This window comes from Corynebacterium freneyi (assembly GCF_030408835.1).
Taxonomy (GTDB): Bacteria; Actinomycetota; Actinomycetes; order Mycobacteriales; family Mycobacteriaceae; genus Corynebacterium; species Corynebacterium freneyi.
The window spans coordinates 2613846-2627117 of the sequence record NZ_CP047357.1 but is presented as its reverse complement, the minus strand read 5'-3'; the positions used below and the strand labels follow the sequence as shown (position 1 = coordinate 2627117).

Here is a 13272-nt window from a genome sequence, read left to right as displayed (position 1 = left end):
CCGGGCCCGACACCGCGATCGGACCCGGGGGCGAGTAGTCTGATCACGCCCGCCGCGAACCCAGGATGGAGACCGCCACGCCATGAACCCCCGCACCAACCGCACCGTCCCCGCCCTCGTCGCACTGGCCGCCTCCGCGCTGGCCCTGGCGGCATGCGGCTCCGACGGCAACGGCGACGGCGGGGACCAGACGGACGCCACCACCAGCACCGCCGCCGTCAGCGTCGACCCCGACGCCCCCGAACTCGACGAACGCGAAGGCTCCTACAACTTCGTCCGCATGACCGACGACGGCCGCTCCCACATCCTCGGCCACGTCAAGGTCATGTCCGCCGACGGCTGGCTCGGCCTGTCCGACGAGGAGATCGCCTTCACCGCCCTCGACGACGGCACCTACCGCGTCATCGCCCGCGGCTCCTCCGGCTGCCCCGGCGTCGGCGAGGACACCGACGAAGGCCTCGGCGTCATCGGCGAAATCCACGCCGAAGACGGCGCCGCCAAGGTCTGGGGCACCCCCGTCGAAACCGACGTCGACTCCTTCTCCACCGTCGTCCTCGCCGACTCCGACGACACCGTCCTGGCCTGCGGCAAAAGCGTCGACTGGACCGAACCGACCACCTCGTCGACCAGCGCGACCTCCTCGACCAGCGCCTCGTCGACCACCACGTCGGCGTCGTCGTAAAGCACCCGACGGCGAGTGCGCCGACCGGCCCGACGACTACCACGTCGGCGTCGTCGTAAAGCACCCGACGGCGAGTGCGAAACCCGCCCAACCGGGGCCATGTCCCGCCACCCGCCACCACCTGTGGTGAAATGAGCGAATGATCGAAGAATTCGCCGGCTCACCCCGCCACACGCTCGGCGTCGAGTGGGAGGTCGCCTTCGTCGACCGCGACACCCGCGAACTGGTGCCCTGCGCCGCCGAAGCGCTCGACATCATCACCCGCGACCACCCCGACCACCGCATCCAACGCGAATTCCTCGCCAACACCGTCGAACTCGTCACCGACGTCTGCGACACCGTCGACGACGCCATGCGCGACCTCGGCGAACAACTCGACATGGTCCGCGCCGCCGCCGACGAACTCGGCGTCGACGTCTGGTCCTCCGGCTCCCACCCCTTCTCCCGCGGCACCGGACAACGCGTCAGCGAAAAGACGTCCTACTCCGAGATCATCAACCGCACCCAATGGTGGGGCCGCCAAATGATCATCTGGGGCATCCACGTCCACGTCGGCGTCCGCTCCGCCGACCGCGTCTGGCCCATCATCAACGCCCTCCTGGTCAACCTGCCCCACATGCTCGCCCTGTCGGCGTCGTCGCCCGGCTGGAACGGCGAAGACACCGGCTACGCCTCCAACCGCACCCTCCTGTACCGCCAGCTGCCCACCGCCGGCCTGCCGCCGGACATCCGCGACTGGGACTCCTGGCAGTCGTACATGGCCGATCAGTGGAAATCCGGCGTCATCAACCACACCGGCTCCATGCACATCGACATCCGGCCCGCCTCGAAGTACGGCACCATCGAGGTCCGCGTCGCCGACGCCGTCTCCAACATGCGCGAGCTCGCCTCCATCGTCGCCCTGACCCACTGCTTGGTCGTGCTTTACGACGACATGCTCGACCACGGGGCCCAGCTGCCGTCCCTGCAGTACTGGCATAACGACGAAAACAAGTGGCGCGCCTGCCGATACGGCATGGACGCCCTGATCATCGTCGACCGCGACACCAACGAGCGTTGGGTGAAGGACGACTTGAAGGACCTGCTCGCGCGCCTGGCGCCCATCGCCGAGAGGCTGGGGTGCGCCGAAGAGCTCGAGGGCGTGCGCGACATCATCCGCGGCGGCGCCGGGTACGAGCGGCAGCGGCGGGCGGCTGGTCGGGCGGGGGCGTTGCCGTCGCTTGCCGAGGAAGAGGACGTGTTGGCCGTCGAGGCGAAACTCGGCCACAGCCCGTGGGTCGCGGCCGTGGATCTGGCGGTGCGCGAGATGGCTGCGGGCAAGCCCCTGGAGGCGTAGGTAGCCCCGCGGTTGGCGGGCTGCACATTTGACGAGTGTGCGCTGCGGCCCGATTTGTGCACATTCGTCGGGGTTGTTGGGGCTGCAGATCTGACGAGTGTGCGCTGCGGCCCGATTTGTGCACATTCGTCGGGGTTGTTGGGGCTGCAGATCTGACGAGTGTGCGCTGCGGCCCGGTTTGCGCACATTCGTGGGCGGAAAGCGCGCCGCCCTCCACACCGCGATGGCGTGGAGGGCGGACGGCGGGGAGAGGGGCCGTCGTCAAGCAAAAAGCTAGAACCGCGGCTCGCTCTCATCGTCGCGGGACAACGCGTCCCGGTCGATGAGCCCCTCCTTCTGCGCCACATGCCCCAGCCGGTTGCCGACGATCGGCGACGTCGTCAGCGCGAACAACACGATGAGCACCATCATGCCCAAATCGCCGTTGACCGTGACGCCACCGCCACCATTGGCGAAAATGTGCAGCACCGCACCGAGAATCGTCATGGTTAGGCCCAGCGTCTGCGGCTTCGTCGACGCGTGCATGCGATCGATCGTGCCGCGGAACCGCACCAACCCAATCGCCGTGGCCAGGCAAAAGAACCCGCCGCCGAGAATGAGGGTGATGGAAAGGATGTCGACGAAGAGCATCAGAAATGGTCCTCCTTCTCATCGACGTGCTTGAGATCGGCCTCGCGGACCGCCTGCTGGGCGGCGTCGCGGGCGGCTTCCCTCGCCGCATCACGCGAACCCCCGCGCGCGGTCGCCTTCGGCCGCTGATCGGGCACGCGGAACCGCGCCACCGACAGCGACGAAATGAAACCGAGCAGCGCGATGACCAGCATCGCGTACGCCACCGACGTGTCCATCGACCAGGCGATGTACACGGCGAGCATGCCCTGCGTCATCGCGATCATCGACTCCAGCGACACCAGCCGGTCCATCGAGTTCGGGCCGGCGAGCAGCCGCCCCAGCGCCGTCAGCGCCGCCACGAAGTACAGGCCCGCGGTGACGGTCAGCAAGGTGGTGTAGATCTGCGGGTCCATCAGTCCTCCTTCCGCGCCGGCGAGTCGGCGGCGTCGGCGGCGTCGTGAGCCGTCCCGGCGTCGGCGACGCCGTGAGCCGTGGTGGCGTCGGTCGCTTCGGCCACCGTGGTCGCTTCGGCCACCGTGGTCGCTCCGGTCGCGTCGGTTGCGTCGGTTGCCCCGCTGGCCCTCGTCGAGCCGTGGATGACGGCGTGATCATGGCCGAGGCTTCCGACCATGGGTTCGTCGTCGATCTCGCGGCTTTCGAAGGCCCGGATGACCTGCCGCTCGAGGCGGGCGAGCTGGGCGACGGTCTTGTCGATGCGCCCGGTCGACGAACCGTCGAGCAGGTGCATGGTGACGGTCTTGCGGCGGTTGTCGATGTCGATGACCAGGCCGCCGGGCTGCAGGTTGATCAGCGCGATGGCCGACGCGAGGGTCAGGTCGTCGCGGGTGCGCATCGGGATTTCCACGACGGCGCACGGGGGCGGGTCCTGGCGGCGCAGCGCGAGGTACGCGACGGTGAACGACGCGACGATGAAATCGACGATGAACGTGGCGAACAGGGTGATCATGGCGGGCCAGTCGACCCGGATGTCGCCGACGGGCAGTCGCGGCATGGGCACGAAGATCGAGATCAGCAGCGCCACGCCGATGCCGCCGAAGATGTTGGCCCAGGTGACTTCGCCCCAGAGCAGCTGCCACATGATCACGATCCACGTGAACAGGATGAACGACGGTCGCCGTTCGCGGCGCTTGTCGCTTCGGCTGCGGGTGGCGGCGTCGGTGTTTCGCTTGTCGACGGTCACTGTTCCTCCTCTTCGGCGGAATTCCCGGGTACGCCGTCGGCGCCGGTCGGGTTGAGGGTCCGGCCGGGTTCGGGCAGGGCGCTCGGGTCGTCGTAGCCGGTGACTCCGAGGACGGCGGCGCGGTAGCCGTCGACATCCGAGACGTTGGCGGCCGCACGGTCGGAGATGACCGACAGGGGGCCGGCCAGGACGGTGACGGCGACGGATGCGGCGACGAGGAAGACCGTCGGGGCGACCATGCCGAAGGGCATGCGGCCGACGTCCTCGCGCTCGGACAGGGACACCACGCGGGTGTCTTCGCGCAGCGGGGAGACGCGCGCCAGGGCGGTGTCGCCCTCGGGGGCGTCGGAGCGGTCGCGCCAGAAGGCCTTCGACCACACGATGACCATGGTGTACAGGGTCAGCAGGGACGTCAGGATCGCGCCGCCGACGAGAACCCACGCGGTGGGGGTGCCCACCTGGGCGCCGGCCTCGATGAGCATGATCTTGCCCAGGAACCCGGAGAACGGCGGGATGCCGCCCAGGTTCAGCGCCGGGATCAGGTACAGGATCGCCAGCAGCGGGGAGGCCTTGGCCAGGCTGCCGAGTCGCCGCAGCGACGACGATCCGGCCTGGCGCTCGATGAGACCGACGACCAGGAACAGCGCGGTCTGCACCAGAATGTGGTGGACCATGTAGAAGATGGCGCCGGACAGGCCGAGCTCGTTGCCCAGGGCGAGGCCGAAAATCATGTAGCCGATGTGCGACACGAGGGTGAACGACAGCAAACGTTTGATGTCGTTCTGGGCCATGGCGCCGAGGATGCCCATCACCATCGTCGCCAAGCCCGCCCACATGAGCACCTCATCCAGGGCGCCGTCGGGGAACATGACCGAACGGGAACGGATGATGGCGTACACGCCGACCTTCGTCAGCAGGCCCGCGAACACCGCGGTGACCATCGACGGGGCGGTGGGGTAGGAGTCCGGCAGCCACGACGACAGCGGGAACACCGCCGCCTTGACCGAGAACGCCACGAGCAGCACGGCGAAGATGGCCGTCCGGGTGCCCGACGGCAGCTCCTCCATGCGGATGGACACGTGCGCGAAGTTGACGGTGCCCACCGACGCGTAGACGAAGCCGATGGCCATGAGGAACACCATCGACGACAGCAGGTTCACCATCACGTAGCTCACGCCCGCGCGGATGCGCGACGCCGAAGCACCCAGCGTCAGCAGCACGTACGACGCCAGCAGCAGCACCTCGAAACCGACGTACATGTTGAACAGATCGCCGGCCAGGAAGGCCATCGACACGCCCATGTTGAGCAGCATGTACGTGGGCACGAACACCGAGATCGGGTCGTCGTCGTCGCCGTCGCGGATACCCTGCCCGATGCCGAACCAATGGACCGCGAAAAGGACGAGCTGCGACACGGCGATCATGACCGTGGACAGGCCGTCGGCGACCAGCGTGATGCCGATCGGCGAATTCCAGCCGCCGACCTGGACGGTGCGGATGCCGTGGACCTGCACCAGGTACACCAGCCACACGGACAACACGAGCAGCAGCACCAGCGCCGCGATGCTCAGCAGCTGCTGCAGGCGCGGGCGGCGCGAGAACAGCAGGGCCACTCCGGCGGTGACCGCCGGAATGAGCACCGGCATGGGAATGAGGAAGAGGATCAGTTGCTCAGTCGTCACCGGAATCGTCCTCCTCCACGGGCTTCTCGAAGCTGGCCGGGCCGAACTGGTCGCCGGCTTCGGTCGGGCGGCCCGTCGTCGGGTCGTCCGACCGGTCATGGTCGGGAGCCGCGGACGGGTCGTCGGGGCGGCGCATCGCGACGAACTGGTCCTCGCGGTCGTCCTGGACGTGATCGCCGACGCGGTAGCGGTGCTGGCGGTAGGCCAGCGCCAACAGGAACGCCGACAGGCCCATCGTGATGACGATCGCCGTGAGGATGAACGCCTGCGGCAGAGGATCGGCGGTCTCCGAGTAGGGGAGCGACTCGCGGCCCCAGATCGGCGGGGAACCGGGCCCGCCGCCGCTGATGAGGATGAGCAGATTGATGCCGTTGCCCATCAACAGGGCGCCCATGAGCATCTTCGTCATGGCGCGGTCCAGGAACAGGTACACGCCGGTCGCGATGAGCACGGCCACCGTCGCCAGCAGCACGAAATTGATGATCACTTCGCGGCCTCCTTCCCGGACTTGTAGCGGAACTGGCGCGTGCGCCCCAGCTTGGTCAGCGTCACGCGCCTCGAGCGGGCGCGTTCGGCGCGGCGGTCGGTCTCGACGTCGATGCGGCCGCCGAGGCTGCGCAGGATGTACGTCACGGTGCCGATGACGATGAGGTAGACGCCGAGGTCGAAGAGCAGCGGCGACACAAGGTGCATGTCCCCGATCAGCGGCAGCTCCAGGTCGACGACGAGGCTCGACAACGGCGGCCAGCCGATGAGCATCGGCCAGAACACCGCCAGTGCCGCTGCGGCGAGGCCGGAGCCCAGGATCTTGTCCGTCGACCACGGGATCGTCTCGGCCAGCTCCCACCGGCCGCCGGCCAGGTAACGCAGGGTGATGGCCAGCGAGGCCACCAGTCCGCCGGCGAAACCGCCGCCGGGTGCGTTGTGGCCCGCGAAAAACAGGTACAGCGACAGCGCCATCATCGACGGGAACAGGAAGCGAGTGGACACCTCGACCATCAGCGGTCGGCGACCGGCATCGACCTGCGACCCGGAGGTCGACAGCCAACGCGGGTTGCGCTCGCGACGCGTGCGGCGCGTGGTGACGCGCGGCAGGTTGTGCACCGTGTGCGTGCGGAACACCAGCGAGGCGATGCCCACCGCCACGATGACCAGCACCGAAATCTCGCCGAAGGTGTCCCACGCGCGGATGTCGACGAGCAGGACGTTGACGGCGTTGGCGCCGTGGCCCTCCTCGAGGGCGATGCGCGGAATCGGGTCGGACACCGGGGCCTTGGAGCGGGCGGCGATGGCGAACGCGCCGATGATCGCGGCGGTGGAGCCGACGGCGACGGCCAGCCACGCGCGGGAGCGCTCCAGGCCGGTCGGCTGATCCGACGTCTTCGGCGGCAGAGTGCGCAGCACCAGGACGAACACCACCATGGTGATGGTTTCCACCAGCAGCTGCGTCAGCGCCAGGTCCGGCGCACCGTACAGGGCGAAGACCAGCGCCAGCCCGTAGCCCGTCACGCCCACCATGATCACGCCGGACAGACGGTTGCGCATCCGCGTCGACGCCAGCGCCGCGATGATGATCAGCAGCGCCGCCGCACCCTGCGGGGCGGTGTCCCACAGCTCCATGCGCAGGTCGTCGCGCCCGCCCAGGACGAGCGCGGAGATCGGCAGGAGGATGAAGACGCCCAAAATGGTCGCCTCGGTCAGCGGCAGCGAACCGCGCTGCGTGAACGCGGTGACGCGCAGCGACAGGCGGCGGGCCATGTCGAGGATCCAGTCGTAGGCGACGTCGGCGTCGCCCAGCGCCGGCTTCTCGAACTGCAGCTCGCGGATGAGCTTGCGCTGCCAGTGCATGATCAGACCGGTCAGCAGGATGACCCCCGTGAGCATCAGCGGCACGTTGAATCCGTGCCACAGCGCCAGGTGGGAATCATCGGGGACCTTCGGGAAGGCCTCGGAAAGGTAGGGGCGGATCGCGGCGTCGTAGATCCGGGGCAGCACGCCGGTGACCACGCCGGCGAGGGCCAGCAGCCACGCCGGGGCGAGCATCAGCGGGCTCGGCCGCTGCATGTCCGCCACCGCCTGCGAGATGCCGCCACCCGACGCGTGCGTCGACGGCTTCGTGGCGAACGCCGCGTGCATCAGATACAGCGAGTAGGCCACGGTGAGGACCGAACCGACGACCAGGCCGATGGCCGTGAACACGCCGGGCATGCTGCGCAGCGGCTCGGCCTGGAGCACCGCGTCGAGGGCGGCCTCCTTGGCCACGAAACCGAACAGCGGGGGCACGCCCGCCATCGACGCGGCGGCCAGTCCCGCGATGATGAACATCTGCGGGCGGCGCGCGCCCAGGCCCGACAGCTGCCGCACGTCGCGCGTGCCGGTGGTGTGGTCGATGGCGCCGACGATCATGAACAGCGTCGCCTTGAACATCGCGTGGCCCAGCGTCAGCGCCAGGGCCGCGAGCATCGCCGCGCGGGTGCCGATGGACGTCACGGTGATGATGAAGCCCAGCTGCGACACCGTGCCGTAGGCCAGGACCAGCTTGAGGTCCTTCTGCCGCAACGCCATCCACCCGGCCATGACCATGGTGACCAGGCCCAGCGGGATGATCGCCAGGTGCCACGTGGTGGTCGCGCCGAACGTCGGCGACAGGCGGGCGACGAGGAAGACGCCGGCCTTCACCATCGCCGCGGAATGCAGGAACGCCGACACCGGCGTCGGGGCCGCCATCGCGCCGGGCAGCCAGAAGTGGAAGGGGGCGATCGCCGATTTGGTCAGCGCGCCGAGGACCAGCAGCACCACGGCCGTGGCGATGGCGGGGTCGTGGAGCTCTGCCCAGGACAGCGCGCCGGGGGCGGTGAGGGCGGAGAATTCCCAGTACCCGGTGGTGTGACCCATGAGGATGATGCCGACGAGCATCACCAGGCCGCCCAGCGTGGTCACCAGCAGCGCCTGGCCGGCGGAGCGCCGCGACGAGGCGCGCTCGGCGTAGTAACCGACCAGCAGGAACGACAGCACGGACGTGATCTCCCAGAACACGTACATGAGCAGCATGTTGTCGGAGACGACGAGGCCGTACATGGCGGCGGCGAACAGCACCATTTGGGCGGCGAAGGAGCCGAGGCGGCGGCGCTTGCCGGGTGGCGGGTCGTGGAAATATCCGCCGCAGTACACCAGGACGAGAACGCCAACGGTCAGCACCAGGGTGCCGAACAGCGATTCCAACGGGCCCAGCCGGAGCACGATGTCCAGGTGGACTGCGGGCATCCACTCGAAACGCTCGACGAGGACGGGGTGTCCGGAGCCGGTTTCGGCGAGTGCATGGCGCACCAGGTGGGAACCGGTCCACGCGGCCCCCGCCGCGAGGGGGAGGGCCAGCAGCGGAAATCCGCGGCAGCCCAGTCGGCGAATCGTCCACGGTGCCAGCGTCGCGGTGGCGATGAGGAGGCACAGGAGGACGGTCACTCCTCCAATAATGCTGAAAAGGTGTACGTGTCCGCAACAAACATCACCCTCGACGAACGCCGAGGGTGATGCGGAAGTCGGGGACCGGGGAGGGGGCGACCTAGCCGTGCAGGCGGTTGGCCGCGCACGTCATCGCGGTCATGGTCGACGCCTCGGGGGTGGTGCCGAAGCCCATGGTCCAGACGGAGCTGTTGTTGTGCGTCGCGTACAGGAAGGTCGCGGTGGCCTCGAAGATCTCGAACTGGTGGAACTCGAGGATTTCGACGCGGTAGCCGGCGTCGGCCATCAGGTTCGTCACCGCGGAGACGGGCCCCATCGCGGTGACCTCGCGGATGTCGGTGCGCTCGGCGTCGGTGCCGCGGCCGGTGGTGATGGACGCCCGGTAGGTGGAGCGTCCCGCCAGGCCCTTGACGGAGGTGAATTCGCGGATGGCCAGCGAACCGCCGGTCGGCGAGTAGGTGGTCATGAACGTGCGCCAGTCCATGCCCCGCGCTTCCTGCCGCAGGCCCCGGGGCAGGCGGTGGCCGAAGCGGGCGCGGAAGGGATCCTCGGTGAAGGTGCGGGTGGTCGTCTCCGGCCGGGCGGAGGGGCGCTTCCCGCTATAAGTCATCGTCGTCGAGGTGTTCTTGTGGGTGCGGGCGGTGAACATTCTGTGCGGTCCTTCGAAAAATCTTGAGAAGAAGAGTTTGGTGGTGGACCGACCCATGGATGCGTGGGTGTGTAGCGGCCAGAGACCCCGTGTGGAGGGGTCAGTCCATGCCTCCACCGGGGCTCGTAGCCTTCGCTACTCGCGTAATTCGAATGTTCTTCTGCATGTCGGCAACCGTAGAACACCTCGGGGGTGGGCCGCAACAAATCTCGTCAAATGGAGGTGCCCCACATCACACCCGGGCTCCACCCGTAACGGGGTGTGGCGCAGGTCGCGGGCGTGTGCGGGTGGGCCGTCCGGAGCGTGGCCTCTGCGGACTCAGCGGCCGATGGTGGCCAGGATGAGGGCTTCGGCGACGGCGATGTCGCGGATTTCCCGCGGGTCGACGGACTCGTCGGAGGAGTGGATGCGGCACTGCGGCTCCTCGACCCCGTACAGGACGATGTCGGCGTCGGGCACGGCGTCCAGCAGAGTCGCGCACAGCGGGATCGACGCGCCTTCTCCCATGCGTTCCGTTTCGCGGCCGTAGGACGCGGCCAGGCAGGCTTCGACGTGCTTGACGACGCCGCCTTCGACGTCGGCGCTGAACGACGACGCGAGGACGTCCCGCCGGATGTCGATGCGTGCGTTCCACGGCACGTGGGATTCGAGATGGGCGACGAGCCTGTCCTGCGCCTCCTGCGGGTCCATGCCCGGGGGCACTCGGAGGTTGAGGTGCGCGGTGACCTTCGAAGGGATGGCGTTGACGGCGTTGGTGGCCGGCGGACAGTCGATGCCGGTGACTATGAGCGCCGGGCGCGCCCAGGTCAGATCCGCCACCGAGGCGTCCGAGCCGTCGGAGACGAGATCGACGCCGTCGAGCACGCCGGCGTCGCCGCGGAAGGTGTCGGCGTCGTAGCCCAGGCCCTCCCACGTCTGATCGCAGTCGAGGCCGTCGATGCGGGTCGCCCCGGTGTCGTCGCGCAGGGAATCGAGCAGGCGCATCATCGCCGCCAGCGCATCCGGCGCGGCGCCGCCGAACATGCCGGAGTGCACCGGGCCCGCCAGCGTCTCCAGCGTCACGTCGACGTCGGCGGTGCCGCGCAACGTGGTCACCAGGGTCGGACGGCCCACCGCCACATTGCCCACGTCGGCGATGAGGATGACGTCGGCGGCGAACAGCTCCGGCCGCGTGCGCGTCAGGTCCTCCAGCCCGGCCGAACCCCGCTCCTCCGAGCCCTCGACCACGACCCGGATCCCCGGCAGCTCCACCGCCGACGCCGGGTCGTCGTCAAGCTCCCGCAGCGCCCGCAGCGCCCGCAACGCACGCAACGCCGCAAGATGCATGACCACGTTGCCCTTGCAATCCGCCGTGCCGCGGCCGTACCACCGGCCATCGCGCTCGTCGAGGGTCCACGGATCCGCCGTCCACTCCGACACGTCGCCCGCCGGCTGCACGTCGTAGTGGGAATAGAGGAGAACCGTCGGGCGGCCTTCCGGAGCCGGGATGTGACCGGTCAGTGCGATGGAACCGTCGACCGTCACATGCGAATCCAGATCCACGCCGGCATCCGCGAACAGTTCCACCACATGGGCGGCGGCATCGCGGCACGCCTGCTTCGTGTCCTCCTCGCCGTGCACCGACGGAAACGCGACGAGCTCCGTCAATTCCTTCTTGATGGTCTCCGCATCCGCCTCGACCTTCGCGCGGATCGCGGAAACGAGGTCCGGGGACGGGGCGTTCGGGTTCTGCTGCGCGGTATCGCTCATGGGCGCCAGCATAGGCGCGTCGGCCCGGTCGGCCACGGCGCCCACATCTTGCACTCGCAGGGGGCGAGTGCTAGAAACGGGGATTAGCACTCGCGTTGAGCAAGTGCCAACAACGTGAAATGAAACAGCTGGGCCGGTCGAGGCCGCGGGTGACACTTCCCGCGACCGCATGCCGTCGCGGGCGCCGGGCCAGCACCGTCAAAGTGTCGTCGACCACCAAACGGAGGATCGCAGCCTCATGGCCAAGATCATTGCATTCGACGAAGAGGCCCGCCGCGGCCTCGAAACGGGCCTCAACACGCTGGCCGACGCCGTCAAGGTGACGCTCGGCCCCAAGGGCCGCAACGTCGTCCTGGAGCGCAAGTGGGGCGCCCCGCTCATCACCAACGACGGCGTGTCCATCGCCCGAGAGATCGAGCTCGAGGACCCCTACGAGAAGATCGGCGCCGAGCTGGTCAAGGAGGTCGCCAAGAAGACCGACGACGTCGCGGGCGACGGCACCACCACCGCCACCGTCCTGGCCCAGTCGCTCGTCTCCGAGGGCCTGCGCAACGTCGCCGCCGGCTCCAACCCGATGGGCATCAAGCGCGGCATCGAGAAGGCCGTCGAGGCCGTCACCGCCGAGCTCCTGGCCACCGCCAAGGACATCGAGACCAAGGACCAGATCGCCGCCACCGCCGGCATCTCCGCCGGCGACCCGGCCATCGGCGAGCTCATCGCCACCGCCATGGACAAGGTCGGCAAGGAAGGCGTCATCACCGTCGAGGAGGCCAACACCTTCGGCCTGGACCTCGAGCTGACCGAGGGCATGCGCTTCGACAAGGGCTACATCTCGGGCTACATGGCCACCGACCTGGAGCGCCAGGAGGCCGTCCTGGAGGACCCGTACATCCTCCTGGTCTCCGCCAAGATCTCCAACATCAAGGACCTGCTGCCGCTGCTGGAGAAGGTCATGCAGACCGGCAAGCCGCTGCTGATCATCGCCGAGGACGTCGAGGGCGAGGCCCTGTCCACCCTCGTGGTCAACAAGATCCGCGGCACCTTCAAGTCCGTCGCCGTCAAGGCCCCGGGCTTCGGCGACCGCCGCAAGGCGATGCTGCAGGACATGGCCATCCTCACCGACGGCCAGGTCATCTCCGAGGAGGTCGGCCTGTCGCTGGAGACCGCCGACCTGCCGCTGCTGGGTCGCGCCCGCAAGGTTGTCGTCACCAAGGACGAGACCACCATCGTCGAGGGTGCCGGCGCCCAGTCCTCCATCGAGGGCCGCGTCAACCAGATCCGCGCCGAGCTGGAGAACTCCGACTCCGACTACGACCGCGAGAAGCTGCAGGAGCGTCTGGCGAAGCTGGCCGGCGGCGTCGCCGTCATCAAGGCCGGTGCCGCCACCGAGGTGGAGCTCAAGGAGCGCAAGCACCGCATCGAGGATGCCGTCCGCAACGCCAAGGCCGCGGTCGAGGAGGGCATCGTCGCCGGCGGTGGCTCCGCGCTGCTGCAGGTCGCCCACGTGCTCGATGACGAGCTGGGCCTGTCCGGCGACGAGGCCACCGGCGTGCGCATCGTCCGCGCCGCCCTGGCCGCCCCGCTGAAGCAGATCGCCCTGAACGCCGGCCTGGAGGCGGGCGTCGTGTCCGAGAAGGTGTCGGGCCTGCCGAAGGGCGAGGGCCTCAACGCCGCCACGGGCGAGTACGTCGACCTCATGGCCGCCGGCATCAACGACCCGGTGAAGGTCACCCGCTCGGCGCTGCAGAACGCGGCGTCCATCGCGGCTCTGTTCCTGACCACCGAGGCCGTCGTCGCCGACAAGCCGGAGCCGGCTGCGCCGGCCATGCCGGGCGGCGACGAGATGGGCGGCATGGGCTTCTAAGCGCAAGTCCGTCGGCCACCGCGTGGCCAGCCCGA

The 13272-nt window shown here is 68.8% G+C and carries 11 protein-coding genes; 3 read left to right on the top strand and 8 right to left on the bottom strand.

Annotation, left to right across the window (positions count from 1 at the left end; all coding sequences use genetic code 11):
- The first annotated feature begins 82 nt into the window (after positions 1–82).
- Both CFREN_RS11760 and CFREN_RS11755 read left to right on the top strand, forming a co-directional pair.
- Positions 83–682 carry a hypothetical protein gene (locus CFREN_RS11760; RefSeq protein ID WP_209651814.1) on the top strand — a complete coding sequence of 200 codons (600 nt, stop codon included), beginning with the start codon at positions 83–85 and terminating at the stop codon, positions 680–682.
- A gap of 139 nt (positions 683–821) precedes the next feature.
- Positions 822–2018, top strand: a complete 1197-nt coding sequence (locus CFREN_RS11755) for a glutamate--cysteine ligase (protein ID WP_209651816.1) — start codon at positions 822–824, stop codon at positions 2016–2018.
- A 273-nt stretch (positions 2019–2291) separates the two neighbouring features.
- Here the strand turns inward: CFREN_RS11755 and CFREN_RS11750 are convergent, their stop codons facing one another.
- The 8 genes from CFREN_RS11750 to CFREN_RS11715 all read right to left on the bottom strand — a co-directional run bounded on the left by CFREN_RS11750 (position 2292) and on the right by CFREN_RS11715 (position 11373).
- Entirely contained in the window at positions 2292–2648 is a 357-nt protein-coding gene (locus CFREN_RS11750) for a monovalent cation/H(+) antiporter subunit G (protein ID WP_209651818.1), read from the bottom strand.
- A complete protein-coding gene (locus CFREN_RS11745) occupies positions 2648–3043 on the bottom strand; it encodes a monovalent cation/H+ antiporter complex subunit F (protein ID WP_052054194.1) in 396 nt (131 codons plus the stop codon). Before CFREN_RS11745 ends, CFREN_RS11750 begins: the two co-directional genes overlap by 1 nt.
- Positions 3043–3831: a Na+/H+ antiporter subunit E gene (locus tag CFREN_RS11740; RefSeq protein ID WP_209651821.1), complete on the bottom strand. Its 789-nt coding sequence runs from the start codon at positions 3829–3831 to the stop codon at positions 3043–3045. The genes CFREN_RS11745 and CFREN_RS11740 overlap by 1 nt, the downstream gene beginning before the upstream one ends.
- Positions 3828–5513, bottom strand: a complete 1686-nt coding sequence (locus CFREN_RS11735) for a Na+/H+ antiporter subunit D (RefSeq protein WP_281420817.1) — start codon at positions 5511–5513, stop codon at positions 3828–3830. The genes CFREN_RS11740 and CFREN_RS11735 overlap by 4 nt, the downstream gene beginning before the upstream one ends.
- Positions 5503–6000 carry a Na(+)/H(+) antiporter subunit C gene (locus CFREN_RS11730; protein ID WP_209651825.1) on the bottom strand — a complete coding sequence of 166 codons (498 nt, stop codon included), beginning with the start codon at positions 5998–6000 and terminating at the stop codon, positions 5503–5505. Before CFREN_RS11730 ends, CFREN_RS11735 begins: the two co-directional genes overlap by 11 nt.
- Positions 5997–8975, bottom strand: a complete 2979-nt coding sequence (locus CFREN_RS11725; RefSeq protein WP_209651828.1) for a Na+/H+ antiporter subunit A — start codon at positions 8973–8975, stop codon at positions 5997–5999. Before CFREN_RS11725 ends, CFREN_RS11730 begins: the two co-directional genes overlap by 4 nt.
- Positions 8976–9075: 100 nt before the next feature.
- Complete coding sequence (locus CFREN_RS11720; RefSeq protein ID WP_371327342.1) at positions 9076–9585, bottom strand: 2-isopropylmalate synthase; 510 nt, start codon at positions 9583–9585, stop codon at positions 9076–9078.
- 357 nt (positions 9586–9942) lie between these two features.
- The gene (locus tag CFREN_RS11715) at positions 9943–11373 is read right to left on the bottom strand and encodes a dipeptidase (RefSeq protein WP_209651830.1); all 1431 of its coding nucleotides are present in this window, start codon (positions 11371–11373) and stop codon (positions 9943–9945) included.
- Between the two features lie 238 nt (positions 11374–11611).
- Between CFREN_RS11715 and groL the strand changes: the two genes are divergently transcribed.
- Positions 11612–13237 (top strand): chaperonin GroEL, encoded by a 1626-nt coding sequence (gene groL, locus CFREN_RS11710; protein ID WP_209651832.1) that lies wholly within the window; start codon positions 11612–11614, stop codon positions 13235–13237.
- Positions 13238–13272 lie beyond the last annotated feature (35 nt).